Here is a 26,728-nt window from a genome sequence, read left to right on the forward strand (position 1 = left end):
TATAAAAGATATAACCTCACAACAGTGTGATAGATGATAGTTTAAAACATAGTCATCATACAAACCCCTACGCATTTCATCGTATTGATACAGTCCACCTAAGCATCATGAACCAGCAGATTTTTAAGCGGTGGATATCAGCCTCTGAGCCTCATGAGTTGTTGATGATCCTGAGGACTGCACCACGACAAATATGTCCGTCATGCAAGTTACTCTCAGATAAAATATACAAACTTATTAAAGTACGCTCTTTCTGGCACGATAAATAAATGAAGAGTAAATTCGCTGCGAGATTTTGTTTATTGAATCGGAGCAACTGGAATGGTCTGTTTAACGAATCAAGTCGGGAATACATTTTACTTTAGAATTCCCTTTCAGCAGCTTTTGGAGAATTTAATCTAATCACTACGTTTGACATAAAGAGTTTCGGAGGAAAACCATGAATGTTTCTTTAAGTCTTCAAGCACGCCTGGCCATTATATTTGCTATGACCACCATTCTATTAATCCTTATTTTCAGTATCGTGTATGGCCAGCGTTCCATTAATCAAATGGAAAATGAAATTGGACATTCACTAAGCGATACAGCTTATATGATGGAGAATAACCTGAATCAGTATATGTGGTCGAGGTATGGAGAAACCATCTTATTAAGCGGCTTGCCTACTATCAGACAGCCGGATAGTGCCGATGAAATCGAAGATCTGCTGAATCAATTGCAGTCAACGATCCCTTCTTTCTCCTGGATCGGCTTTACAGACCAGGATGGCACAGTATTGGCAGCTACTGATTCGATACTGAAGGGCGCCGATATTTCCGCTCGTCCCGTCTATCAGGAAGCATTGGAAAAACCGTTTATCGGGGATGTTCATGAAGCAGTCCTTCTCGCCGATCTGTTGCCGAACCCGACAGGAGAAGCAATGAAATTCGTTGATATCAGTACCCCTATTTATGATTACAACGATCAGTTTATTGGGGTCTTGGCTACCCACTTAAGCTGGGAATGGGTGAAAGAAGTAGAGGCAGCTATGCTTGACGCTGTTAAAAACCGTGACAGCATTGAATTCTTTATCGTCAGTAAAGCGGATAACGCCATTATATTAGGCCCTGATGAGATGATTGGACAAACGCTGCAGCTGGAAAGTATTGATTTGGCACAAACCAGCCAGCACGGTTGGGTAACTGAAACCTGGCCGGATGGCGGTGACTATGTAACCGGCTATATGCTTGAAGATGGTTACAATGAGTATCCGGGTATGGAGTGGACCATTTTAGTCAGACAACCCATAGAAGTTGCTTTTACACCTATCAAAGAAATGCTATTTTTCTTCGTTATAGCCGGCATCATATTCGTATTGCTTTTTGCAGTTCTCGGCTGGTTTCTTGCTGGAAAAATCGCTTCTCCTCTTAAAAATCTGGCAACAGCAGCTGACAGGCTTAGATTTGGAGAACGTGTCCAGATTCCACACTATAAAGGGATTTCCGAGCTTGAGTCCTTATCAGATTCCTTAAGAAAGCTGATCGCCAATCTGACCAAAACAGAATCGGCTTTGGAAGAAATGGAGGAAGTTGCGCACAAGGATGAACTGACAGGATTGTCCAATCGATATGCGCTGGAATTGTTTTTACACAAATACACGCAAGCTTACGATAGAGCGATTATTTTTTATATTGATCTGGATGGGTTCAAAGCAGTCAATGATACATTAGGGCATCTTGCCGGTGATCAATTACTCGTTCAAGTAGCAGCCAGGCTGAAAGAGAGTGTAGGAGAGGAAGAAATGATCGCAAGGGTAGGCGGCGATGAATTCATCGTCGTGCTGCATTACCCAATAGAAGAAATGGCTGCCAAAGGAAAAAGGATGGGGGAAACCATGCTTTCAGCAATCAGCGAACCCTACTGGCTGAATGGCCAATCTGCCTCTGTCAGTTGCAGTATTGGAGCGGCTTTCTGGACAGAATCAAGCGCTGTCAGCATAGAAGAAACAATCAAGAGGGCAGATGACTCTTTATATCAAGTGAAGAAGCAGGGAAAGAATCATGTTCACTTTTATGGAGCCTAGAATCAGTCATAAAGCATCGTTCCCGACCTGCAGAAAAATGAGGAACTCTGACAATATAAGCAGATTGCATAAGTAAGATTTAGAAACGAGTGATTAACACGCGAAGGAAAAGTACCTGCTATAACGGTAGAGATGAAATGAGCGTGTCCATTGGTAAAGAAAGCAGACTGATCTGAAGAAGGGGATTAAATGAAACATTATACAAGAGATATATACAATCAGCTGGCTCATACATATCAACACGATATTGATGAGGGTAGTCCTTACAACGCTTATTATGAGCGCCCAGCTATGATGGCAGCGCTGCCTCCTCATTTAAAAGGAAAAAAAGTGCTTGATGCCGGCTGCTCGGCTGGATGGTATGCCTCTGAATTATTGCAGTACGGAGCTGAAGTGACTGGTATAGATGTAAGTCCTGAAATGGTGAAAGCAGCGAAGCAGCGTGTAGGTGAAAACGCGACGATTCTTTGTCATGATCTGCAGGAAGCACTCCCGTTTGATGATGATGCTTTTGACGTCATTGTCAGCTCACTTACGCTTCATTATCTAAAGGATTGGACTTACACATTTCAGGAATTCAACCGTGTGCTAAAAGCTGGCGGAACCTTGTTGTTTTCAGTACATCACCCATTCATGGACTACACCAGGCACAATTGTGAGGATTACTTTAACACTCATTCCTTATCAGAAACCTGGAAAAAGCCGACGATCACGATTGATGTCAGCTATTACAGAAGACCGATGCAAAGCATCCTGAATGAAACCACTCAATTCTTCAACCTTGATCAGCTAATTGAACCCCAGCCGCAGGAAAAGATGAAGGAAGTGAAGGAAAAGTCGTATCATTACCTCATGACCAGTCCTCATTTTCTGATCATTAAAGGGAGTTCGAGAAAGACAGTTTAAATTGAGACGAACCTCCTGAATCATGCAGGATATTCGTATGATAAAATCATTTTAATTTACCGGGGGGATTAATGATGGATGATTTAAAAGATTTAATTGAACGATTATCTGAGGAGGATGCAAAGCGTATACTTTTGCAGACGGTGGTTCGCATCCAGACGATTCAAGGGGTAGAAGAAAAAGAGAAGATGATTCAGGAGTTATATCGCTGGCAACAGCAAGTTCTTCGCTCGGCGGGAAGTCGTCACTTAGAAAGACCGTATCAAGCGGTTCATCTTGTTTGTGGTGAATCTCCGGCCGGTTCTCTGAAGGTTGGGCTTGATCGTAATCAGAAAGTCATTGGTTTTCCTGATTTCTTTGCAGAAGGCCCAATCAGTCATCTTGACCAGGATAGCGGTCAGAAGCAGCGTGTTGAGTGGTTGAGGAACCATATGAATGGGCAGGATGATTATTTCGAAAAAGAATATGAAAAGAGGTTTGCCAATGCTTTAAAAGAAATTGCAGCGATCCCGGAGGATATACCGATTATTGTATGGAGTGGAGAAAATGCGGATGAACAGACGGGTATTCGCTTTTTTCTTTATTTGATCAGGGAAAAGGAAAACGCCATCTTTCTCATCAATTCTATTAGCGCTTTTCAGGAACTGTATCCTACTGAAACAGTTCAGGAGTTTTACTCTCATACCGGTGGAATCGAACCTGAAAAGCTAAAAAAGATTTATCTTGAAAAAGCTTTGCAACCTTTAACAACTTTTGAGAGAAGGTGCTATGAACAGGAATGGGAGTCGCTCTCAAGCATGGATGGGACATTAAGGATATGGAAGGATCAACAAATTCATTTTGTGAATGAGGGTTATTATGATTCTTTTATTCTAACTGCTGCGGATGTGACAAATGATCAGGATGACGGATTTGTTAGAGTAGCCAGACTTGTTGGAGAGGCCATGGTGCAAATTGATGATGTTATCAGTGATATGTTTTTAGAATATAGGGTTAGAACTCTTTTATACAGTGGTGTCTTTGAAATTAAAGGAATTCCAAAAAGTATGAGGCATTACAGTGTGAAAAAGAAAGAAGACAAGACTCTATAAAAAATTGATTTCCAAATAATTTTCCTGTTTATATTACATATTCTACTAATTATAAGTATATTAGTTCCATTTTTATCAGCATTTACAATTCTGTCATGGTCTCTTTACAATCCCCTGTTAATCTTCTAACCGTAAGCTATTTTGAAAGGAGACAGGGATATGTTGAAGAGAACAGCTTTACTTGCGCTTTCGGGAGGACTTGTTTTATCGGGGATAGCGATTGGCATGCAGGACGGAGAATCGACGGCGTCTGGTAAGCCGGATTGGGCAGGTCAGGGAAATGGAAAAGTACATAATGTGATTTATATGATTCCGGATGGTTACAATGCCTCTTATGCGACGAATTACCGCTGGTTCAAAGGGGAAGAATCTTCATTTGACCCTTATGTAAAAGGGCTGATGCAGACGTATTCAGCAGATACGGAGGTAACGGATTCGGCTGCAGCGGGTACTGCGATGGCGACTGGTGTGAAAACAAATAATGGAATGGTTGGTGTAACACCGGATGGAGAGCAGGTGGATTCAATCCTGGACGCGGCTGAAGAAGCGGGGGAATCTACAGGGCTTGTGGCTACTTCAACCATCACACACGCGACACCGGCAGTTTTCGGATCAAGCGTTGAGTCCCGTGGAGATCAGGCGTTAATTGCTCCTCAGTACTTCGAAAATGGAGTAGATGTCATTCTTGGTGGAGGGCGTGATTATTTCCTTCCTGTATCAGAAGGAGGAAAACAGCCCGAGCTGAACCTGATTGACTCAGCTGAATCAGATGGCTATGAGTATGTAACCAATGCAGAAGAGCTTGCTTCTGCTAAAAACGGCAAGCTGCTCGGACTTTTCGCAAATGATGCGATGGCACCGGAGCTTGAGCGCGGCGACACAGATCAGCCAAGTCTTGCTGACATGACTGATGCAGCAATCACTTCACTTGAGCAGGACAAAGATGGCTTCTTCCTGATGGTTGAAGGATCCCAGATTGACTGGGCAGGGCACGCTCATGATGCCGCATGGGCAATGAACGATACAAAGGCATTTGATGAAGCGGTAGCAGCAGCCATCGAGTACGCTAAGAAAGATAAAAACACACTCGTCGTTGTCGCGGGAGACCACGAAACAGGCGGTATGTCTGTTGGTTCAAACGGAGAGTATGATCTGAATATTGACGTCCTTCACGGTGTGAAAGCAACCGGGGACACAATGGCTGCAGCGCTGAACGAAGATCGTTCGAATGCTGCTGATGTATTGAAAGAATATGCAAACATTGAATTGACGGAAGAAGAAGCTGCATTGATTACAGAGGCGGACAACGCTGCCACTGCGATCAACAGCATCATCAGTGATCGGGCGCTTGTCGGCTGGACAACATCAGCACACACTGGAACAGATGTACCAGTATATGCTTACGGTGCGCAGGCACATAAATTCTCAGGCCTGCTAGACAACACTGACCTGCCGAAACTGATGGGTGAAGCGATGAAGATTGAGTTTTAAAAAGTGAAGTGCGATAGATTAACAGAACGGTGGTTATGCGCTGAAATAGAGCATAACCACCGTTTTTATATATCAGTGCAGCGAAGTTGGGGTCTGTCCCAGCCTGCTACGGGGTATTGCACGAATGTTTTTTTATGTATATTCTATAACTATTCGGAGGTGATACCTGATGACAACCGCAAGAAATATGCAGGCGTCAGAATTGGCACCGACTCATGCAAAGCCTGAATAAGTAGGCGATACTTTGCGTGGGGTTAAGGGTTGTATATTAATCGCCAATCAATGTATCTTTCTATTCAGGCTTTGCACTTATCTAATGATGTTAAAAGATAAGGAGCGGATAGAAATGGATACAGCTAAAAAAACGGAACAGATGTTTATTCGAAATGACCAATATAATTATATTGCACGACAGGTCTACTTTATTATTCACACTCAAAACACTGTGAATCACAAGGATACCCGGGACGGAGTCAGGCTTCATTCGATGGCAAAAGTCAGGGAGATGATTCCTGATCTGACAGAGGAGCAGGAAACGCTTTTGAACCGTATAACTGAACTGGAAAGCGAATCTGAAGCACGGACTTTTCTGGGTGAGTTGAAACATGATTATGTGATCCCGTTTCAGACATTGTCTAAGAAAAAAGTAGAGAAGTTATTTCCGAAAGCGAAAAAGCTTCAGATGCCGGATCTGGATACCCTGGACTTTCAGCGGTTATCTTACCTTGGATGGTTTGATACGCGGGCCCATAAACAGTATTTGATCGTAGAATATCAGGGGAAGTTAAAGGGCATTTCAGGCCACTTTGCCAACAGCAATAACAAAGGCATTTGCAGTATTTGTAACCACCTGGGTGAAGTTGCTTTATTCATGACAAAGGTTAAAAGCGGAAAAGAGACTTACACTAGTAGAGGCAACTATATTTGTAAAGATAGTCAGGCGTGCAATGAAAATATGACAGATATACAAAAGCTAGAAGATTTTCTGGGTTATCTTTTTCAGTAAGCAGGCGGTCAGAGTTGATACCGCGAAAAGATAGAGAGTAGCCGATTGGCTGGTATGAAGACGGTAGTGAACCGGACTCATGCCAGCCAATTTTCATTTGGACAGCTTGTAGACAGACAGTATTACAGGTAATATTAGGAATAAACTGATAACGAAATACAAAGAGGTGTTGAAGAATAATTTTTCGTGGTAACCACCGTCAGGAAGAGGATCGTTTCATGGTGAAGTCCTACCAAAGCATACCTGATTACGGAAGAATTACTATATTAGTTGATAAAAAAACGGGTGTGCACTATATGAATACATGGATGGGACAGAGCGGAGGGTTAACGCTTCTGCTGGACGAGAATGGGGAAGTGATCGTAGAGAAGCCGGAGTGACGTAGAGGGGGAATCGATATATGACTGAAGCAAAAAGAATTCAAACAAATGCATGGCTGATGCTCCTGCTGGTTCCGCTGTTTATCATGGGGTATAGGTTCGCTGTTGATGCAGAGAGTCTTTTCTGGATGTTCGAATGGAGCTATTACGCACTTGTTGCTGTGCTAATGATCTTTGCACTTTGGAATACTGCAGCGGCGAAAGGGTCGTTAAAGTGGGCAGCAGGAGCCATCGCGGCCTTTTTGCTGCAGCTGATCGTCTTTAGTTTGTATGTAGGACCATTCACGATATATGCCATGTTTTTTGTGTTTTACGCTGTCACAGCAGCTGTGTTGTTCATACTGATCATGGCTTTTCGAAAAACAGACCGCTATAGAGTGATGATCGGACTGTTCATCGGACTTAGTATCATCATGATTCTCTATATGGCTTTGATTCAGAGCTTACGGGGTGTGAATTGGATGTAAAATGTGGAAGTTGGGGTCTGTCCCAGCCTCCAATGAAAGGACTTATTACATATGACTTTAACTAGCATCATCAAACATTTCGGCCTGTCCACTCAGTCAATCAGTGACGTAGCCGACTCGCACAGTTCAACGGTTTACAAAGTTCTTCTCACAAATGGAGAAACTGTCTACATTAAGATTCCGTTCAATGAATTAAAGTTTCATAGAGAAATAAAGGCTTATAGCATTCTTGAAGGGCGAATTTCGGTTCCACGTCTGCTTGATGTTTGGGAGGGGGACGATGAGACGGTCGGAGCGCTGCTATTGTCAGAGCTGAAGGGTAAGCCTCTCACTCCGAAGATTTCCACTGCTCTTGCGTATGAAATAGGTGTGTATCATGCGTCACTGCACGCCATTCAGCCGCCCCCGGGGATGGACCTTTTACATATTGATAATGAATTTCCAAACTGGTCTGAGTTTGTGGACCGGATGTTTTACGGTTTTGCAGAAGATACGATCAAAGTGATTGAACCGTCCTTATATGAGCGATCGATTCAAAAATATATGGACATGAAAAAAGAGCTTCCTGCCCCGGATGGACCTGCTTTTATCCATATGGATTTTCGTCCGGCAAATATTTTAGTTAAGAATGACCAGATCATCGGTTCTATTGACTTTGAAAGTGTCCGCTTTGGTGCGACAGAAATGGATTTTTCAAAAATTCACCGGGATTTTTTGAGTCTGGATCCCTCACTCTATCAAGCGTATCAGGATGGTTATCGCAGCATCCGTCCGCTGATCGATCTGGATCGCGTGCTGAACTTTTATCGTTTCACTGATGCTTTTAACAGTATTGGATGGTGCCAGCGACGCGGGATTGAGAAGAATAGATCTTTTTATGAGCAGAATCTTTCTCTGTTAAAGGCTGAAATGAATGTGTAAATAACCTGTTTATGGCGTGAAGTAGAGCATTAGAAGTTATTTTAAAATAATTAAATCTTTGTTATTTAATGAAAAAACATAGTGAGAAATCAGGTGTCCAGGGAGGAAATGACTTGATCATCAAACAGAAAGAATATCAAGTTTATGATTTGCGTTACATCACAAGATCTGCAGATGAGAAAGATGCAAAAACCTTGTCTGATGTCAGGTTGCATATAGACGGGGAAACATACATAAATGAATTATGTTGGGTGATGGGTCAATGACTTGGTTTACATTATGGATGGTAGTCATCAATACTTCATTTTGGTTAGTGTGCTGCTTTGGAGTGGCTTACTTAGTCAGACTCATTCCAAAATCTTTATACACAAAAAATCAGTGGTTCTTTAAGAAATACCCGTTTGAGAAAAAGTTGTATAAGATCATTCGTTTGAATAAATGGAAAGACCGTCTTCCTGAATGGGGGAAAGTGTGGAACTTTGAAAAGAAAAACCTCGATAAGGAACTTAGTTTGAAATATGTTGATCAATTTATTTTAGAAACAAAGTACTCGGAAGTTGGTCATCTGGGTATGGCTGTAGCGGGGTTCGCCTGTGTGCTGGTCAACCCGGTTGATTATGTGGTTATGGCCTTAATTTGTTCTATCATTAACTTGTTAATCCAAATACCATTCTGTCTGATTCAAAGGTACAATAGGCCCCGGCTGCTCAGGTTGAAATCAAGGATGGAATATCAGAATCAAAAGTTATCTGATACGAGTCGTGAATTGAATCGGTCGGTTTATAAAGTATAGGTGAATTGAACTTTTAAGAGTATGTAATGCAGGGTGTTATTTGATTTCCACAGGGGAAGCAAAACGAAACATTTTACTTAAGAGCCCGTATACAGTAAATAGGGGGTGTAACATATGAAGAAGTATGCAGTCTTTATTTTAAGCTTAGCTGTCTTATACATAAGCTATCAAATCATATCAGGACTGGTTTTAACAGCTCTCTATGTTCCTGATCTATCAATGAGCAGCATAAGTACAGGCGGGGAAGTCGCGCTTGGCGGTTCTCCGGCGATTCACTTTCTGGCAATCTTATTGATCGCAACGATCGCTTACTTCTTATCGCAGAAAATGATTAAGTCGGCATAAAAATGTACAGGGACGTATACCTCGAATCATTAGACAGAATGATTCGAGGTATACGTCCCTGTTTTTAATCATACGAGATTATGTGATTTTCAAAAATTTTGGTTCGTAATCCGATAAAACCTCAAAGACCTGACTATCATTCATATAAAGGTGATGTTCCAATTTAGGATTGGTGTGACTGTTGATCAGAGGGTTTTGATCAAACCACTTGATGTATTCAGAATTGGACACCTTGTAAAAGTACAAGGAATCTTCATCAACCACACCTGACAGGTCAATTTGCTTGCTGATTAAATCAAATCTACCGTATTCGGTTGAGAATCTGTATGACCACACATAATACTCTACTGGAGAAATGGTCTGATCATATATCACTTCAAATTTGTTCCCTTTTACATCATCAAATTTAATTTTTAAGTATTCAAAGTGAGGTATCACTTCAAAAAATCCCAAATCTGCAAGATTACGACCTTTCATCGATGTAATGGGTTGCCAGGCATGCAAGGTTTCCATCTAATTATCTCCCTTTTTAGACAAGACATTCGTATTCAATCTTTATCATCTCTGCGCAACTTGCTAATTTTCATCGTAAATAAGATATAAAATACTCCGGCTGCCATAATTATAAATGAGTAATACACTTGATTAAATAAGCTATCGTTAAATTCTTCGATTGTCCCTGGTATCGTGATCGTGATCAACACTAAAGTAACAACGATAAACAGTGCGATGTATTGGCAACACTGGATCTATCCCTTGGCTGTAGTCAAATCGAAAAGGATGAAAAAGCTAATGCAAATTCCTGGATTGATGACAGAAGAGTAATGGGTTACTTATCGTATAATGAAAGTATCATTCAAACAATAAAAAAATATCAGATGACAGATGGCATGACCGCAGATTTCTATGATTGGAAGCAACAACAATCCAGTAATCGAGTTGTACTAAGTTATGGTACAGAGAATATTTCCGAACTTCATGCAGACTCCATGAAAAAACTGTATCAGCAGATAGCTCAGTCAGGTCAAATTTTCAAAAATGAATATTACAATATTGAGCATGAGGAGTTTGAGCAGGCAGATGAGGTACATATGGTTGACCAATTGCTAATCGCATTGGAACTAGAAAAACTAGATTTTGAAAATAAGCATTTTTGGGAATGGCTTCAACAAGAGTGGAGTACTAAAGGAGCCATTTCAGGCAGATACGAAAGAAAAACTTTGGAAGGAAATGATAAGGAATCGGGAGCTGTCTATGGAATAGCAGCTAAGCTGGCAAGAGAAAAAGAAAGAACTGATCTCGTAGAAGAGTGGCGGGCAAGGGGTCAAAGTCTAGTCTATAATAAAGATTATGCGAATGTTCATTTCTTTGATTTGATATGGAATGCGCCATTAAAGTAAGTTCGAAGGGCGTAACTGCAGTGTATTAAACTATATTTCTATTAATTCAAACAATACTAAACTATTTCTAAGGCTTTTCGTGTAACCATCCCTATGGCATATACGTTGCCAAATTCAATTATAGCAACGGCTCAGCTAACTTATAAAGTGAAAACGTTACTTTCGACATCATAATTTCTCTCTGAAAATATAGATTATGTTGTGTACGAACTAAAAAGCGATGAGTTAAGGAACTTTCTTGTGTAATACTTTATAAGGAGAGAAAGGGAAATGAACAAAGTGAACATTTTCCTTTGATTCTAACTCTTCATGTGAAGTTGTACTAATGCATTGATCGGCATACGTCCTAAGTAATACTTTTCAATCACGACAAATCACAACGCCACCATTAATAACAAAGGCACGTTTTGAAAATTTTCAAAACGTACCTTTTTATTTTGTAATACGTTAAGTATGTGCTTTTATAAGAAATTTTATTATTTATAAATACTAATTATTTAGCTTCCTAATTCATGAAAAACATCAGCTAACTCTTTAGAATTTTCTTTCATCCCTGTCGCAATCCACTTATTTAATATCCCTGCCATTGCATGTGCATAAAAAGCAGCTGCATACTTAGTAGATTTTTTTGAAAAACTACAAGTGCCTTCAAATATATATGATTCAAAACAGAAAATATCAAGATGAGTTTCAAAGCGATTTAAAATTCTTAATAAATTATTATTCTTCAATAGATTTAAGAACCCACTATGCTCAACCCAAACATCAAAATATAACTCTATTATATCGAACTCTAAGAGATCATCTTTTTCTGCAAGAGAATTAAATTTATTTGAAAAAATATCAAAGATATAATGTGAAAGTACATCTTCTTTTGTTTTAAAATGAGCGTAAAAAGTATTTCTTACTACTCCTGCCTGTTGTGTAATTTGGGATATCGTAATACTTTTAAACGAGTCATTTTTCAATAATTCAAGCATAGCATTGACAATGAGAGAAATTGATCTTTTAGAATTCGCATTAATAGGTTTTTGTTTAATCATAACTCCTCCAAAATTTGAACATATCAATAAAAGTGTGTAATTACATATGAACTAGTTGATTGTTCAACTTAACTTAATTATACTTCAACTTACAGCAGATGCGCAAATGCTCAAATTTACACAAATGTCTAAACTTACAAAAGGACAGAGGAGAATTTCAAATGAAAACAACAGTTATTTATGCACACCCTTGGGACGGAAGCTACAATAGAGCAATACTAGATAAAACAATTGAAAAATTAAAAATGCGAAATAAATTATACCAGATCATTGACTTGAACAAAGATAATTTTAATCCCGCTTTAAGTAAAAAAGACCTTTCTTTATTCTCAAGAGGCGAAACTACAGATGAAAAGGTCCACAAATATCAGAGGATGCTTGATGAATCAGATGAGATTGTTTTTATATTTCCCATATGGTGGTTCGACACGCCCGCAATTCTTAAGGGATTTATTGATAAAGTAATGCTTAAAGGTTTTGCTTATCACGAAAAAGAAGCTAGTTTAGAAGGTTTGTTAACTCACATCAAAAATACAATTGTAATTACTACTTCAGAGGTGCCAACATCTTTTATCAGTAATTCAATCGGAGAAACTTTTATTAATCTTACTCTTAAATCCATTGGATTAAAAAATATAGAATGGCTAAATTGTGAATTTACAACCTCAAGTGAGGATTCTCATAGGCTGGCATTTCTAGACAAAGTGGGTGCTACCTTACACGCTGCACAATAACATTCGCTCGTAATAGATTATGTATTTGACTATCAAAGAATACTTTCATGTGATTTTTAAATGTAATGCCGTTTTCATAAATTTTATTTCTTTAGAAAAAAGAGCTTAGTCAAAAATCCATAATTGGTTTGACAGCTCTTCTCCTTTTTCTTGGAGTTCAAGTCGGTTTTTCAAACGATTTGGAAGTATATGTGTAATTTTTTCTCAATATAGGAAGTAATTTTATATTGTTTTACATAACCTGAATTATCGGTAGCTGCATAAATAGAAAGGGAGAGAAGTTGCGTTTTGATTAGCATCTAATCTCCCTTTTTATCAGAAAAAATATACTTTTACGACGAATATTTTCTTTTATGTCGATAAATTGTTTGTACTTATTCTCATCTTTATTACTAATACATAGACTAAAATTTATGCAACCTATTGATTTTACTGAAAGATATAGTGAGAATGGAACACAACTGTGAGAATACAGCCTATTGCTTTTAAGGAAGACTCAGCTTTGTCATCCTGCCGCCATCTACAGTATAAACCTGGCCAGTGATGAATCCGGCCTCCGCGGCTGCGAGAAATGCCACGAGCGCTGCCACTTCCTCAGGGGAGCCCGTACGCCCAACCGGATGGATGCGCTCAATATCACGTCGAAAGTTCTCTGCATCAACAGATTTTTCAATTATCTCAATGTTTAAATCCGTGTCGATCCACCCGGGGGCTACAGCATTGCAGCGAATACCTTCATGACCATGATCCACTGCCACTGAACGCGTCAGCCCATGGAGGCCAGCCTTGGTGGCACAGTAAGCCGCATGATTTGGATTTGCACTTATACCTTCCGCTGACCCAGTATTGACGATACTTCCCCTTGTCTTGCGCAGGTAAGGCAATGCAGCACGTATCAACAAGAAAGGGGCCGTCAAATTGAGGTTGAGGGTGCGTTGCCAGTCCTCAAGGCTCATTTCTTCAATTGTTGCTTCTTGCATCATACCTGCGTTGTTGATCAGTACATCGAGCTTCCCACTTCGCGCGATGACTTCTGAAACGAGTCGCTCCGGAGTGTGGGGATCTGAAAAATCTGCTGAGATCGAATCAAACTCGTTGTCTTTTCCGCGCTGTGCAGTAATCACCGTCGCTCCTTCGGCATACAATCGGCGGGCGATGGCGCGTCCAATCCCTGAACGTCCGCCAGTCACCAACGCTTAGTGTTGTTTAATATAAAACTTAATTATGTAGTATACAGCTGCTATAATTACCACTACAAATGCTAATAAACTTAACGTCATCAAAAATCCCCCAATAGCAGTTTGCAGGATATTATTCAAGATAAAGGTCACAGCCGTAAAAACAATAGCTAAAATCAAAAAAGTTTTTTGTTCACCCTGATACCTCCTTGTTTTTTTCAATAACACGAAAAACCTACTTAAAGGCTGATGTTTGCTTGTTATGGCATTTTAAATGCTATTTTGAATAGTTGTTTATAGGTGTATATATTCATCAATGTACGAAGGACAAGTGGATGAATCTCTGCGCCACAAGCATGAATGCCAAAGCGTTCAATCAGTTCATCAACTTATTTCTTTTCATGTAAAATCAGGAGTGCTTTGTGATTTTTATAACGTGAATTTTATAAGAGAGCAAGTGTGGTTTGAATGATATTCAATAGATCCTGTACATAAAAAAGCAACTATAACTTGACTTGAATTTCTAAACACTATACAGTAGGGCTAACTTAAATATAATCACTAGGGGTGTTATATAACTGAGATGAGTGTTTACTCAAACCCTTTGAACCTGAACTAGTTAAAACTAGCGTAGGAAAGTGTAGATTTCATTACATAACACATTTTAAGGTCACAGGCGCCTTAATTTCTCAATGTAATTATGGATATTTACGCAGCTTTCCTATAGGAAAGCTGCGTTTTTTGTTTTATCTATTTCTATCACTTTATTATTTAAGTGTCATCAAGACTAATAAGTAGGAGTGGTTAAAATGGGAAAAGTAGTATTAGTAACAGGCAGTAGCAGAGGTTTGGGAGCCACTATCGCCAAAACCTTAGTACAACAGGGATCTAAAGTAGTTATTAATTTCTATAAGAGTCAAAATGCCGCTGAAGAACTTGTTAATGAACTCGGCCAGGAGCATGCAATTGCGATCCGCGCGGATGTTACAAATCGAAAAGAAGTGGAAGCGCTAATCGAGCAGGCAACACAGCACTTTGGTCAAATAGACGTTGTAGTGAATAATGCTTTAGTAGACTTCAAATTTGATCCGCAGGGGCAAAAGTCTTTTAAAGATCTTTCCTGGGAAGATTATCAAAGGCAATTAGATGGAACTTTAAAAGCTGCGTTTAATGTAGTTCAAAGCGTGTTACCACAATTCACAGAACGTAAGAATGGAAGTATTATCAGCATTGGAACTAATTTATATCAGAACCCTGTTGTTCCTTACCATGAATATACAACAGCCAAAGCTGGACTGATTGGCTTTACACGTAATATCGCTGCTGAGTTAGGGCAATATGGTATAAAAGCAAATGTAGTTTCGGGCGGGTTGCTAAAGATGACTGATGCCAGTTCCGTCACTACTCCGGAAGTATTTGAGCTAATTGCTCAGTCCACACCATTAAAAAAGGTAACGACTCCTGAAGATGTAGCCAATATGGTCGCTTATCTGGCTTCAGAAAATGCTGATGGCATTACAGGTCAAAATTTTACAGTAGATGGCGGTTTAACAATGAACTAATGACTTAACTTACACTTCAGCGCGAAGGTTTCTCAGCTGGATTATTTTTTAGAGAACACCCTATACGATGAGATAAATCTACTGCAGACGAGGCTACAATTACTTTGATTCTTAAAAATTTTATATAAAAACACTGGGGGAGTCTATTTAGACTGAGATGGAGAGATCCGGACCCTTTGAACCTGATCTGGTTGAAACTGGCGTAGGGAAGTGGTTGCTGTATATTGAGACAATTTTTAAGGTATAGCCAAAACCACTTCTTCGCTGGAGTGGTTTTTATGTGTCAGCTAATATTTTTTCTGCTCTGAGAATGAAAGTATATGAGAACCAAAAATTACATGTGATCTCAACAGGAAGGCAAAAGCCGGAACAATTAGCAGATATTATCGTTTCCATCGATACATATATCTTCGTGAAAAAACACAAATATACAGATTGAAGGTGTAAATGCTTATGAAGAGTAAAAAACAATTACATTTAGGTGTGCTGTTAATCGGATGTGGTCATCATCAGGCTGCCTGGTTAATGGAAGATTCAAGCATTGAACAGATTGGAGAAGTTTCTTATTATCAATCTTTAGCAAAGCTGGCGGAGTATGGATGTTTCGATGCAGTATTTTTTGCTGACAACCAATCTTTACGGGCAGAAAATGATCGTGTATTACCGGTTTTTTGGCTTGATCCGGTGGTTAATTTAACTGCTATTTCGCAAGTAACGAAATATATAGGCTTAGTGACTACTATTTCAAGTACTTTTTCTAACCCTTTCACTGCCGCAAGACAGTTGCTAAGTCTCGATCATATAACAAAAGGGAGAGTTGGATGGAATTTAGTTACATCAATGACAGATTGGGAAGCTCATAATCATAGTTTAGAAGAGCTGCCCCCACGCAATAAACGATATGAAAAAGCTGAGGAATTTGCTGATTTAATGAATCAACTCTTTTTGTCATGGGATAGTAAGGAACTTTTATACAAACGTACAGAAAACAAACTGATCAATTCTACTAATATAAAACCTATCAATCATCAAGGTAAATATTTTAAAGTAAAAGGACCATTAACGACGCCTAAAAGTCCTCAAGGCAAACCAGTGTCGATGCAGGCTGGAGCATCCGCACAAGGTATCGAGCTGGCTTCGAAATATGCAGATGCAGTTTATTCTGTATCATGGAACTTGAACCAGGCAACAAAATTTCGAAATAAATTGAGTAAACAAGTTGAGAAAAACAACAATGTTAACCGGCACGTCAAAATATTCCCGGGTTTAGTTACATATGTCGGGCGTACTTATGAAGAAGCCCTTGCAAAAAAAACAGCTTTAGATGAAAAACTACCTTTGGAAACCTCTTTAAACCAGTTGAGTTTTTTTCTTCAACAGGATTGTTTAAGCTGGGACATTGATAAGAAAGTACCTTCATTACCCCCAGTCGAGGAATTTAAAGGGCCGGTAGGAAGATATGAAACCATTTTAGAAATTATAAACGATACCGAACCTACTGTTAAAGAACTCCTGGGTTACTTGAGTGCAGGTGGAGGTCATCTTACATTAATTGGTACACCTGAGAAAATTGCAGATGAAATGGAGACTTGGTTAGAGAGGGGAGTTGCTGATGGCTTCAACCTTATGCCTCCTGTTTTACCTGGAAGTTTAAATGACTTTATAGAATTAGTTGTGCCGGAATTACAGAAAAGAAATATCTTCAGAACTCAATATTCAGGTAAAACTCTACGTGAACATCTGCATTTATAATACATTTCCAGCTAATCAAAACACATTTAGCTAATATTGCTTTTGTGTTTTCCAATATATTTAAAAGTGAACCTTTATGATAAGGTTTAATGTGTGGATAACCGGTATGTTCCGGATATAACAACGGTCAATATGAGTACAACATGAGAGGTCGTGCTTGAACAGTCTCTTACAATTGATCTGGGTAACAAGCTTTGTGTGCTTGAAAAAATCAATAGTACGCACACTGATGATGCCACGATTGTGTACGTTCCTGATGAAAAGGTGCTGTTTTTAGGCGATTGTGCGTACGGAACGACAACAGATTCCTTGTTTCACTACAAGCAATCTTTATTGGAGCCAATGATCAAAGACATCCAAAAATATGATGCTGATCATTATCTGCTCGGTCATGAATCGATTTGTGACTTACCCGAGATGGATCTGTACTGGGATGAACTGATTGCTGCCAGCAAAGCAACCACATCTGTTTCTTTAGAAGAGGCAATGAAGTGTTTTGAGGAGCAAAATAGCAAAGAACCAAATTCCAATGAGCAGTTCTTTATAAAAGCTTTTGTGAATGATCGAATCATTCAATCGAAATGAATAGACAGGGACGTATATCTCGAATCATTAGACAGAATGATTCGAGGTATACGTCCCTGTTTTTAATCATACGAGATTATGTGATTTTCAAAAATTTTGGTTCGTAATCCGATAAAACCTCAAAGACCTGACTATCATTCATATAGAGGTGATGTTCCAATTTAGGATTGGTGTGACTGTTGATCAGAGGGTTTTGATCAAACCACTTGATGTATTCAGAATTGGACACCTTATAGAAGTACAAGGAATCTTCATCAACCACACCTGACAGGTCAATTTGCTTGCTGATTAAATCAAATCTACCGTATTCGGTTGAGAATCTGTATGACCACACATAATACTCTACTGGAGAAATGGTCTGATCATATATCACTTCAAATTTGTTCCCTTTTGCATCATCAAATTTAATTTTCAAGTATTCAAAGTGAGGTATCACTTCAAAAAATCCCAAATCTGCAAGATTACGACCTTTCATTGTTGTAATGGGTTGCCAGGCCTGCAAAGTTTCCATCTAATCAGTCTCCTTTTCTTTATCGTTATCGTATAAATCTTTATACATAATCACGATAAGAACGAAAACATATAAAGGTATAAAGAAATCACGTCTATTAAAAACCCTATCTACCACAGTTAGATCCAAGAGAAGACCTACTGCTATAGAGATCATGCTCACAATGCTAATAAAAACAAAAAACTGTTTGTTTTCTATAAAATAATCCTGTTTTATATTGATTACGATATACAGTATTGCAAAAACAACTAGAATAATCCGGGTGATAAATAAAAATTCATATTGAAAATAAAAAGTTCCTAACAAAAACAAAAGCGCGGGTACAGTGACAAGTATAGAAAGGATTTTTTGCATGACAAACTCCCGTCATAGGTATTTTAAGTTTTTCTTTATACGTGAAGGGGCGGTGGTGAACCTGAAGCTTAGAGCCTTTCAATCTTCATCATCTCTGCGCAACTGTCTGATTTTCAACGCAAATAAAATATAATATACTCCAGCAGCAACGATCATAAATGAGTAATAAATCTGATTGAATAAGCTATCGTTAAACTCTTCGATTGTTCCAGGTATCGTGACCGTGATTAACACTAAAGTAATCACGATGAACACCGCGATGTGTCGGGTCATTATAATCCTCCTTCCGTATTCTTCGCTGCCTTTTTATAATTATAAATACCACGCAGCAGGTAATACAGTGAACCTGAACCAAAAATGATAAGCGTAATATAGAGGTTAAAGTCGAATTGAGAGAATACAATTGCCAAGATGAAAAACGTGGCGGCGTTAATAAAATTAAATATGTATATTGGCGTTTTTGTCATAAGTAGCATAACCACCTTCATTTGAATAAACGCGTGATCAAAAATAAACCACGTTTTTTAGGTCTCGTTAACCATTGAAACCCACAAATAGCGTAAACACCAGCAAACCAATCGATAAAGCGATAAGTAAAGTACAAATAAATATTGTCATGATGATTAACCACTTAGGCAGCTGAGCTCTTTTTTTCCAAACAGCCAGCAGCAAGAGTAGATTTATGATGATGATCACAGCAAAAAGCGTGAATAGCATAGAACGTTCCTTCACTAAAAACCAGATATCCATTTGATTGCTCCTTCTTATGTAAAACGCTTCTCAGGTATTGTTTTTCTGAATTTTTTTATCTACAAAATCACAAACAAGATGACATTAATGACCACTATAGTAGCAACCAGTCCTAATCCGAGCTTTTTGACTGTGATTGTTCTGTCTCCATTTTTCCTATTGCCTAAAAGGATCAGGGCAATACTTAAAACTATTAAACTAAAAACAACTTCCATGTGCTCACTCCTCATAACGCGCAGGCTAATCTGCTGCGGCTAAATGTATGTAATTATAATACCATTTTTTAGTATATAAAGTTTTTAGTCAAATTGTCATCTCTATTCTGTTATTGGTATACTATAATTACCAAATTAAGGAGGGGATCCAATGACTCATGGTGAAAGTACAATAACAAGTTGGATGATCAAAGGAATAAAAATTCCTTTGCCTGCAACCTTTTTCTGATCGCTATGTCATTTGAAAAAGTCAGGGGAGTCAAATTTATAGGAGGGTAGCAGGTGAGATATTTAAAACTTTGTATGTTGTTTACAGTTTTATTAGCTGTAGTTTCAATTGATTATGTATCAGCTAAAGAAAGTAACTTTGAAAGCTCGTATAAAAAGTATTTAGAAGCGACTGCCAAACTGGCAGACGATAACTTTGAGGAACTGCATGAAAAATATCCGAGTGTTCCTCATGTTTTGATTGAAGAGGATACAGAGAAGAAAGACTCAGTTAACAAAAGTAACTTTGAAAGTTCATACCAAAAATATTTAGAAGCGACAGCTAAGCTTAAAGACGATAACTTCAAAGAGTTTCATGAAAAATATCCAGATGTTCCTCATGTATTAATTGAAGAAGATTAAAAATCTACCGCCCTAAATGTAATGAACAAATTAAGGAGGGGATCCAATGACTCGTTCTGATATTAATAAAACAAACTGGGTTATCTATGGCTTTGCATTGTTTGCTGGAATCGCCTTAACGATCGTTGCATTTGTAGAGACAGCGAACCCGGGGACAGGGCCTGATGCCGGACAGTCACGTTTCTTTTTTTCACCCAATGAAGCGCTGATGTACGCTGCTGTCTCCTTCCTTTTCATTCTTTTGCTTCTATTAGTATGGAAGAAAATTAAACCGTATCATGTAGCTGCTCTAACCTTTGTATCTGCTTTGCTGATTAATAATCTGGTTCTCTCAGTTACGAGCGGATGGGTTGGACTGGCAGGGATGATGATCCTGTTTTTCGGAGCAATTCTTGCTGTTTTAATGACCCTGTTTGTTTTTATCGCGACCTGGATAGCAAAGAAACGGATTCTTGCAGAAGGATAAATAGCAGGCGTACGGAATGTGAATGGCAAAGGGCTTGCGATTCAGCGTTTACGTTCCTTCGTGTTTTGTGAGCTGATTGAGAAACATTTAATAAGAAAGGTTGTTCATGATGAAACACATCTATGCTTTTGAAGACATCAAGGAATATGAATTTCACAAGGAACGCATCCAGCGCTTCAGCAAGCGGCTGGAGGAATATCAATACATATTAGAGAAGGATTACTTATTAATGGATCAGCCAAAAGGAATCGTATGGACATCAGCAGAAGCGGCTACTACTGTGTTTTCTGAAATTCCGATACCTGCGTTTACTAACAAAAATACGATTTACATCACACCTGACCTGTCAGCCTGGAGAAAGCTTTTCTTACAGCAGTTAGATGGGAAGGATCTTCCTCATATCGAGCGTTTTTACGAAGAACTTTCAGAGAATCACATCCTGCAAATCTTAGGGCATGAGTTAACGCATCACTCTGATTTGTTTCTCGAGGATTTTGACGATGAGCGGGAGGACAGCATCTGGTTTGAGGAGGGCATGTGCGAATATTTACCGCGAAAGTTCCTTTTAACTGAGAAGGAATGTGATGAAATCACAGCGGTCGAGGAAGAGTTAGTGGACGTGTTCTCAGAAGAATACGGAGGCCGGTCGATCGATGAGTTTGGCAGCGGCTCGTACACATCCAGCTTATCAAGCATCATGTTCGATTACTGGAGAAGCTACCTGTATGTAAAGCATCTGGTTGAGGTCCGTTTTAAGCATGATATTCAGGCAGTTTTTGAAGAGTATCATAAGTGGGATCAGGAAGGGCGGAGGTGTTCGCTGAGTGAGTATTTTGAGTTGGGGAAGGTTTCTTTATAAAAAACAGGTACGTAACCTAGCATTACGTACCTGTCTACTTCTTTAAAGTCCTATAGAATCCACGGCATAAGTGGCATCCTCCACGCTGAACCCTTCAAATATCAGTTGATCGATCAGACCAGCTCTCGAGAAGGAGGAGTAGTCAAGATAATTCTGAGCAGATATTACAGCTTGCTCTCTCCAATCAACACTAATGTTTTCTACCGCAAAATTAGCATCTTCAGCACTAAAACCTTCAAACTCCAGTTGATCGACTAAGCCACTCTTTGAAAAAGCGGTGTAATCTAAATAACCTTCAGCGGACAATACTGCTTGTTCAGTCCAGTCAACATCGATATTTTCTACAGCATAAGTGGCATCCGCATTGTCAAAGCCTTCAAACTCCAATTGTTCAATAAGTCCGCTTTTTGAAAAAGCAGTATAACTTATATAACTTTCTGCCATATTAACCGCTTGTTGCTGAGATACTGTTTCTGCATTTTCTGCCGCTAGTTTCTCTGCTTCCTCTTTAGCTTTTCTTTCGGCTTCTTCAGCTGCCAGCTTTTCAGCTTCCTCTTCGGCTTCACGTTCAGCTTCTTCAGCGGCTAGTTTTTGAGCCTCTTCTTCTGCCATTCGCTCCGCCTCTTCAGCAGCTGCTTTTTCTTCTTCTTCCTCAGCTAACCGCTCAGCTTCTTCTTCTGCCTCATTTGCCTCTACTTCCTCGGCTTTTTCCTCAGTTTCTTGAATTGTTTCTTCAACAGCTTTTTGTTCTGTTTCTTCGCCAACTGCTGTCTGTTCAATGCCTGCAATATCTTCTTCAATAGGGTCAGCGGTTACACCGATTAACACAAAGAATACAACAAGTGATGAACCGAAATAGAGCAAAACCTTCTTTCTGTTTCTTTCGCTTTTGGGTACCCATCTCAATATCAGGTCAGGTTTAATCAAACCGATAAACAATGCCAACGTTGATATCAAAAAAAGCACCATAAATAAGTTTTCCATGTGAGAACCTCCCTTTTATACAAAGAGATCATTACTCCTTGTCATAGTTAATTCTTTCTCACAAAGCTGAACTTCACGATTAATTGATCGAATATTCATCCTGAACCTGATAGCTGCTATGTAAATTTATTTACTGAATATTTTGACATATCATAATTATAGATGAACAATTCTTTAAACACAATAAATTTAAATATTTTTCCAAAATTATTGTTAATTTGACACTTAAATCAAATGCATATACTATACTGAAGGTTTTTGGATGTATTTAGATTGGTTGTAAGCTTTCTGAAGGAGATTGACCATAAAGAGGAGCAACTTATATAAAATTTAACGATAGAGAAACTTAATAACTGTATAAGAGGAGCTTATAGGGATGCTGGGGGTTGTTATGTATTCCAAAGCTTTTTCTGAGTAAAAGGGGGGCGTATATCTTAAACTATTCGACTTTTTGAAGATTTAAGGTATACGCCCTAACTGCCTCTTTCATCAGAATGAATTGTATAAGGTTTGTTCCTGACACATGCTCACTGACCCACTCGAATCCTCCTGAACCCAAGTGTCCACACAATCAGAATAGCGACCAACAGAATACCGAGATAAATCTCAAGACCAAATGTCCAGTTGTTAAACAGGACGTGGATCAGGCAGAAGCCGCCGATCACCAGCATCATCATGAATGCTTTGATGCCCTCCTGATGCTGCGCGACCGAAAAGGGCTGGCTGAAGGGTAAGTTTTTTCCGTTTAGTACAAGTGTACAGAGCGCCGCATAAAGAAGAGCAGTCGCAATGATCACGACAAGATCCAGCCAGATTCTCCCTGAGAAAATCCAGATGAAAACCGGTCCTAAAATCAGCATAGCCGGCAGATAAAACATCACCAGTACGCTTTTCGTCAAACCCCTGTCAATTAGCACACGGTCTTTTAAAGGCATTGCCGCATAAATCCAGGACCCTTTATATGCCCCGGAGTATTTCACCATTGAAAGAACGGTCGGAATCACAAGCAGCGTAAAATAAAACAAATAATAAGAGCTGCCTTCTCTAAGCGCTTCAAAAGATCCATTTTCAATGTTCGTAAACATAAACAGAAATGGAATCACAAAGGTAAAGCCGACCTGAGGGTAGACCTTCAGCTTGAATTCACGTTCACTCTTCATCATCGCAAACGAGAAGTTCATGAAATTTCGCTCCGCCTGATTAGGTGCAATGAAGCGAAGAAATGCCTGCTTCAATCGATTTGTCCGCTTTTCTTTTCCCTGTTCAACCGTAGAAAGCTTGTGAAGAGAGGATTCGAAGGCAGGGATCATTTTGACATAAAGTATCATGGCAATCACAGGGACAACGACAGCAAATGCTGCCAGCACAAGAACAAATAAGCTGCGCTCTCCAGTCAAAAGCGCTTCGTGCAGTGCACCAAACCAGACGGGCGGGGTGAAAAGCTGCCACCAGGCCGGGGTAAAGGTCCAGTCGAGATTTGTGAATTGAAAAGAGCGCGCCACGAGCTGGTAACCAATGAAGATACCAAGTGTTAAAGCAATTTGCATAAAATTGATGGCATTTTTCAATTTCTACCCATCAAAAAACTTTAGAATAGCAAAATAAACAAGTGCAGTCATCATCAGGATGAGAAAATTCAACAGAATCAGTTCTGCCATAAACAGCAGGAAAAATCCGATACCATTCACAAACAGTGAGACAATCAATGGGATACCTGCTGTCGCAATCGTTAACAGTGACATATACATCGTAATATGGAGCATTTTGGCCGTGCTGATCGTACGCTGGTCCACCGGCTTTGTCATCATCATATTGCGGTCTCTGACATCAAGCAGAACAGATGAAAAATCAGAGATCATCGAGGTCATTAAAATGAACATGAGAATCCCGAAAATAATGCTCAGCTGAAAGAAATAGCTATCAATAAACAAAAACGGAATCACTGAGAGTCCATATAGCGCATAAATCCACAGTGAGCGGATGAAGTAGTTTTTTCCTTCCTTGACCTTCGACTGGGCAAAGACCGTCGGCACTCTTCTTGTATCCATCGTCAGCTTTAAGCTGAGAATCAGCCGGAGCATCGGATAATCGATTCCCGCGCGTCTGAATAAAGGAGCAAAACGGTCCAGCAGTCTGAGCGTGGCAAAATTGTTCATGCCAACTCCTCCTGAACGATGGCAACGAAATCCTCTGCAATTTCCTTATGCTGACTGAAGCCGGTAAGACTATTGAATATATCCTGAAGAGATCCTTTCTGATTCTGCTCCTTCAGCTCATCAAATGTCCCGTCAGCGGCAATATGACCATCTGAAATTAACACAATCCTGTTACTGATCTTTTCGACAATGTCCATGATATGAGAAGAGTAAAAGATTGTTTTCCCCTGTGCAGACAGCTGAGCCAGAATCTCCCTCACAATCAGCATACTGTTCGCATCCAGTCCGCTCAGCGGTTCATCGAGAAATAAGACATCCGGATTGTGCAGCAGGCTCGAAATAATCAGCACCTTTTGCCGCATCCCTTTAGAGAAAGAGGACAGCCTTGCATTCATGACGTGATCAATCTCAAACTTCATCATTAGACGATGCGCTTTTTCACGGGCCGTCTCCTCTTCAAGTCCATAAAGTCCTGCAATAAATGCGAGGTATTCCTGTGCGGTCAGTGAATCATAGAGCTCCGCATTTTCCGGAACGTATCCAATCCGTTTTTTATATGTATGGTCCTGATTTTTCAGGTTTTCCCCGAAGATCAAAATATTGCCCTCATACCCATCGACAAGGCCGAGCATCATTTTCACCGTCGTACTTTTACCAGCTCCGTTCGGTCCGATATATCCGATAATATCCCCTTCATATACAGAGAGGTCAATATCCTCCAAAACAAGCTTATCCCCAAATCTTTTCGTTACATGTTCGAGCCGGATCACTTCCTGACGCTCCATCAAAAAACTCCCTTCTATTTTTAAGCTCAATTACCTGACAGGTGACATTCTTTCCCTCTATATCTATATTACGTCCATCTGTTAGCGATTGTTTCAAAATTCTATTACAGCCTGTTAAATCGTAATCTGAATAAATAAAACGCTGAAGCAACATCTGCTTCAGCGCTTTATTAGTGTTGCCTTACAATAATTCCTTTGCAAGCAATCTATAAACATTCAATCGTGCTTTCTGAGAGTGGGGGATGCTGACGATCATGGCTTCATCGAAACCGTACTTTTCCTGCTCTGCTTTCAGCCTGTCAGCCACATCTTTGGCTGCGCCGACGATATGAAGTGGACGGCGGTGCTGGATCTTGATTTTATCCATTTCGGTCAGCGGGTAGTCTTTTGCTTCTTCCGGCGTGAGGGGCTGAGCGATTTTACCCTGGGAAAGCCATAGCCCGGCAATGTCCTGCGGCAGTGCTTCGTATTCTGCTTCTTCTTGCGTTTCCGCTGCTGTGACCATATAGCACACATTGACTTCAGGCTTTTCCATCAGTGCTGAAGGTCTGAAATGGTATCGGTAAGCTTCGAGGATCTCTGTGCTCAGCTGGCCATTAAAGAACTGTGCAAATGAGTAGCCGGCACCCAACTTGGCTGTTTCAACTGCACTGTTGCCGCTTGATCCGAGCATCCAGGCTTCCGGTAATGTGACATGCCCCGGAACTGCAGGGGTTGAGCCATGCAGTTTTCCTTCCGGGACCTCGTCATTGATCAGCTGCATGGCAATTTTAAACTTTTCATACATGTTATCGAGTAATGGTCTTCGTCCCTCTGATAGTGCATACATGGCACCGCTGTCACCACCAGGTGCTCTGCCGACGCCGAAGTCGATTCTGCCGGGTGAAAATGCACTCAGTGTCTTGAAGACTTCTGCCAGTTTTAATGGTGAGTAATGCATCATCATCACGCCGCCGGTACCAATTCTGATCTTTTCTGTTTTTGATGCAAGTCTTGCTGCAGTGATTTCAGGTGCAGAGCTGACGTGGGATTCTAACCCGTGGTGTTCTGCCATCCACATGCGATGGTAGCCGAGTTCATCAGCCAATATTGCCAGCTCCTCGGATTTTTTGAGTGCATCAACTGCTGTATTGCCCTTCGTCACAGGTGCTTGATCCAGTACACTTAATCTCATTGAAAACATCCTTTTTTTATAAAATAACCTTATTTACTCCGGGATATGTCTGCTTAAATAACAGAATAAATGTATCCTGTCTGTTGTTTTGTTTGAGGTGAACTATAGCAGTATCTAGTCATTCTTTC

31 protein-coding genes and 2 riboswitches are annotated in these 26,728 nt (G+C 39.9%); of the genes, 19 read left to right on the plus strand and 12 right to left on the minus strand.

The genetic code is table 11. The features are described 5' to 3' along the window. The first annotated feature begins 439 nt into the window (after positions 1–439). From KP77_RS02260 to KP77_RS02300, 11 genes are all read left to right on the plus strand, one after another. Positions 440–2,062: a sensor domain-containing diguanylate cyclase gene (locus KP77_RS02260; protein ID WP_041121092.1), complete on the plus strand. Its 1,623-nt coding sequence runs from the start codon at positions 440–442 to the stop codon at positions 2,060–2,062. 189 nt (positions 2,063–2,251) lie between these two features. Beyond that, entirely contained in the window at positions 2,252–2,968 is a 717-nt protein-coding gene (locus KP77_RS02265; protein WP_041121093.1) for a class I SAM-dependent methyltransferase, read from the plus strand. 71 nt (positions 2,969–3,039) lie between these two features. Further along, entirely contained in the window at positions 3,040–4,059 is a 1,020-nt protein-coding gene (locus tag KP77_RS02270) for a DUF1835 domain-containing protein (protein ID WP_041121094.1), read from the plus strand. Between the two features lie 159 nt (positions 4,060–4,218). Continuing rightward, complete coding sequence (locus KP77_RS02275; protein WP_041121095.1) at positions 4,219–5,550, plus strand: alkaline phosphatase; 1,332 nt, start codon at positions 4,219–4,221, stop codon at positions 5,548–5,550. Between the two features lie 346 nt (positions 5,551–5,896). Further along, on the plus strand, positions 5,897–6,556 hold the full coding sequence (locus KP77_RS02280) for a FusB/FusC family EF-G-binding protein (protein ID WP_041121096.1): 660 nt from the start codon (positions 5,897–5,899) through the stop codon (positions 6,554–6,556). A 218-nt stretch (positions 6,557–6,774) separates the two neighbouring features. Then, the gene (locus tag KP77_RS18290) at positions 6,775–6,936 is read left to right on the plus strand and encodes a DUF6440 family protein (protein WP_200889042.1); all 162 of its coding nucleotides are present in this window, start codon (positions 6,775–6,777) and stop codon (positions 6,934–6,936) included. A gap of 20 nt (positions 6,937–6,956) precedes the next feature. Beyond that, positions 6,957–7,403 carry a hypothetical protein gene (locus tag KP77_RS02285; RefSeq protein ID WP_041121097.1) on the plus strand — a complete coding sequence of 149 codons (447 nt, stop codon included), beginning with the start codon at positions 6,957–6,959 and terminating at the stop codon, positions 7,401–7,403. Positions 7,404–7,454: 51 nt separating this feature from the next. Then, positions 7,455–8,324 (plus strand): phosphotransferase family protein, encoded by an 870-nt coding sequence (locus tag KP77_RS02290; RefSeq protein WP_041121098.1) that lies wholly within the window; start codon positions 7,455–7,457, stop codon positions 8,322–8,324. Positions 8,325–8,437: 113 nt separating this feature from the next. Beyond that, positions 8,438–8,590: a hypothetical protein gene (locus KP77_RS18040; protein ID WP_160289490.1), complete on the plus strand. Its 153-nt coding sequence runs from the start codon at positions 8,438–8,440 to the stop codon at positions 8,588–8,590. Further along, a complete protein-coding gene (locus KP77_RS02295) occupies positions 8,587–9,117 on the plus strand; it encodes a glycosyl-4,4'-diaponeurosporenoate acyltransferase CrtO family protein (RefSeq protein WP_052473916.1) in 531 nt (176 codons plus the stop codon). Before KP77_RS18040 ends, KP77_RS02295 begins: the two co-directional genes overlap by 4 nt. 114 nt (positions 9,118–9,231) lie before the next feature. Continuing rightward, a complete protein-coding gene (locus KP77_RS02300) occupies positions 9,232–9,462 on the plus strand; it encodes a hypothetical protein (RefSeq protein WP_041121099.1) in 231 nt (76 codons plus the stop codon). A gap of 78 nt (positions 9,463–9,540) precedes the next feature. Here the strand turns inward: KP77_RS02300 and KP77_RS02305 are convergent, their stop codons facing one another. Next, positions 9,541–9,975 carry a hypothetical protein gene (locus KP77_RS02305; RefSeq protein ID WP_041121100.1) on the minus strand — a complete coding sequence of 145 codons (435 nt, stop codon included), beginning with the start codon at positions 9,973–9,975 and terminating at the stop codon, positions 9,541–9,543. A 221-nt stretch (positions 9,976–10,196) separates the two neighbouring features. Here KP77_RS02305 and KP77_RS02310 point away from each other — a divergent pair, with 221 nt between their 5' ends. Further along, positions 10,197–10,862, plus strand: coding sequence for a hypothetical protein (locus tag KP77_RS02310; protein WP_041121101.1), 666 nt, complete (start codon positions 10,197–10,199; stop codon positions 10,860–10,862). Positions 10,863–11,359: 497 nt separating this feature from the next. On the opposite strand, the gene KP77_RS02315 is transcribed toward KP77_RS02310, so the two are convergent. Continuing rightward, positions 11,360–11,905 (minus strand): TetR/AcrR family transcriptional regulator, encoded by a 546-nt coding sequence (locus KP77_RS02315; RefSeq protein WP_041121102.1) that lies wholly within the window; start codon positions 11,903–11,905, stop codon positions 11,360–11,362. Between the two features lie 161 nt (positions 11,906–12,066). Between KP77_RS02315 and KP77_RS02320 the strand changes: the two genes are divergently transcribed. Beyond that, positions 12,067–12,639: an NAD(P)H-dependent oxidoreductase gene (locus tag KP77_RS02320; protein ID WP_041121103.1), complete on the plus strand. Its 573-nt coding sequence runs from the start codon at positions 12,067–12,069 to the stop codon at positions 12,637–12,639. Positions 12,640–13,124: 485 nt separating this feature from the next. Here the strand turns inward: KP77_RS02320 and KP77_RS02325 are convergent, their stop codons facing one another. Then, positions 13,125–13,829, minus strand: a complete 705-nt coding sequence (locus KP77_RS02325) for an SDR family NAD(P)-dependent oxidoreductase (RefSeq protein WP_235420644.1) — start codon at positions 13,827–13,829, stop codon at positions 13,125–13,127. Positions 13,830–14,370: 541 nt separating this feature from the next. Then, positions 14,371–14,471, plus strand: a riboswitch (TPP riboswitch). Positions 14,472–14,626: 155 nt separating this feature from the next. Between KP77_RS02325 and KP77_RS02330 the strand changes: the two genes are divergently transcribed. From KP77_RS02330 to KP77_RS02340, 3 genes are all read left to right on the plus strand, one after another. Further along, positions 14,627–15,379, plus strand: coding sequence for a 3-oxoacyl-ACP reductase (locus KP77_RS02330; RefSeq protein WP_041121104.1), 753 nt, complete (start codon positions 14,627–14,629; stop codon positions 15,377–15,379). Between the two features lie 125 nt (positions 15,380–15,504). After that, positions 15,505–15,605, plus strand: a riboswitch (TPP riboswitch). Positions 15,606–15,832: 227 nt separating this feature from the next. Beyond that, positions 15,833–17,131, plus strand: a complete 1,299-nt coding sequence (locus tag KP77_RS02335) for an LLM class flavin-dependent oxidoreductase (RefSeq protein ID WP_407637907.1) — start codon at positions 15,833–15,835, stop codon at positions 17,129–17,131. A gap of 153 nt (positions 17,132–17,284) precedes the next feature. Beyond that, positions 17,285–17,716, plus strand: coding sequence for an MBL fold metallo-hydrolase (locus KP77_RS02340; protein ID WP_052473917.1), 432 nt, complete (start codon positions 17,285–17,287; stop codon positions 17,714–17,716). A gap of 76 nt (positions 17,717–17,792) precedes the next feature. Here the strand turns inward: KP77_RS02340 and KP77_RS02345 are convergent, their stop codons facing one another. From KP77_RS02345 to KP77_RS18045, 4 genes are all read right to left on the minus strand, one after another. Next, positions 17,793–18,227, minus strand: coding sequence for a hypothetical protein (locus tag KP77_RS02345; protein ID WP_041121106.1), 435 nt, complete (start codon positions 18,225–18,227; stop codon positions 17,793–17,795). Positions 18,228–18,659: 432 nt separating this feature from the next. Next, a complete protein-coding gene (locus KP77_RS02355; protein ID WP_041121108.1) occupies positions 18,660–18,854 on the minus strand; it encodes a hypothetical protein in 195 nt (64 codons plus the stop codon). 261 nt (positions 18,855–19,115) lie between these two features. Continuing rightward, the gene (locus KP77_RS02365) at positions 19,116–19,331 is read right to left on the minus strand and encodes a hypothetical protein (RefSeq protein ID WP_041121110.1); all 216 of its coding nucleotides are present in this window, start codon (positions 19,329–19,331) and stop codon (positions 19,116–19,118) included. 59 nt (positions 19,332–19,390) lie between these two features. Beyond that, on the minus strand, positions 19,391–19,546 hold the full coding sequence (locus KP77_RS18045) for a hypothetical protein (protein WP_160289491.1): 156 nt from the start codon (positions 19,544–19,546) through the stop codon (positions 19,391–19,393). 282 nt (positions 19,547–19,828) lie between these two features. Here KP77_RS18045 and KP77_RS02370 point away from each other — a divergent pair, with 282 nt between their 5' ends. The 3 genes from KP77_RS02370 (at position 19,829) to KP77_RS02380 (ending at position 21,501) form a co-directional block, all read left to right on the plus strand. Then, the gene (locus tag KP77_RS02370) at positions 19,829–20,176 is read left to right on the plus strand and encodes a hypothetical protein (protein ID WP_152614647.1); all 348 of its coding nucleotides are present in this window, start codon (positions 19,829–19,831) and stop codon (positions 20,174–20,176) included. Positions 20,177–20,222: 46 nt separating this feature from the next. Next, the gene (locus KP77_RS02375; RefSeq protein ID WP_041121112.1) at positions 20,223–20,642 is read left to right on the plus strand and encodes a hypothetical protein; all 420 of its coding nucleotides are present in this window, start codon (positions 20,223–20,225) and stop codon (positions 20,640–20,642) included. 106 nt (positions 20,643–20,748) lie between these two features. Further along, entirely contained in the window at positions 20,749–21,501 is a 753-nt protein-coding gene (locus tag KP77_RS02380; RefSeq protein ID WP_041121113.1) for a hypothetical protein, read from the plus strand. 42 nt (positions 21,502–21,543) lie between these two features. On the opposite strand, the gene KP77_RS02385 is transcribed toward KP77_RS02380, so the two are convergent. The 5 genes from KP77_RS02385 to KP77_RS02400 all read right to left on the minus strand — a co-directional run bounded on the left by KP77_RS02385 (position 21,544) and on the right by KP77_RS02400 (position 26,600). Beyond that, positions 21,544–22,485: an Ltp family lipoprotein gene (locus KP77_RS02385; RefSeq protein WP_084218560.1), complete on the minus strand. Its 942-nt coding sequence runs from the start codon at positions 22,483–22,485 to the stop codon at positions 21,544–21,546. 527 nt (positions 22,486–23,012) lie between these two features. Next, positions 23,013–24,053, minus strand: coding sequence for a hypothetical protein (locus KP77_RS17465; protein ID WP_052473919.1), 1,041 nt, complete (start codon positions 24,051–24,053; stop codon positions 23,013–23,015). Positions 24,054–24,056: 3 nt separating this feature from the next. Further along, a complete protein-coding gene (locus KP77_RS17470; RefSeq protein ID WP_052473920.1) occupies positions 24,057–24,641 on the minus strand; it encodes a hypothetical protein in 585 nt (194 codons plus the stop codon). Beyond that, positions 24,638–25,426 carry an ABC transporter ATP-binding protein gene (locus KP77_RS02395; RefSeq protein ID WP_041121114.1) on the minus strand — a complete coding sequence of 263 codons (789 nt, stop codon included), beginning with the start codon at positions 25,424–25,426 and terminating at the stop codon, positions 24,638–24,640. The genes KP77_RS17470 and KP77_RS02395 overlap by 4 nt, the downstream gene beginning before the upstream one ends. 181 nt (positions 25,427–25,607) lie before the next feature. Next, positions 25,608–26,600, minus strand: coding sequence for an LLM class flavin-dependent oxidoreductase (locus tag KP77_RS02400; RefSeq protein WP_041121115.1), 993 nt, complete (start codon positions 26,598–26,600; stop codon positions 25,608–25,610). Positions 26,601–26,728: the final 128 nt, after the last annotated feature.

The sequence above is a fragment of the Jeotgalibacillus alimentarius genome (genome assembly GCF_000829445.1).
In the GTDB taxonomy this organism is placed as follows: domain Bacteria; phylum Bacillota; class Bacilli; order Bacillales; family Jeotgalibacillaceae; genus Jeotgalibacillus; species Jeotgalibacillus alimentarius.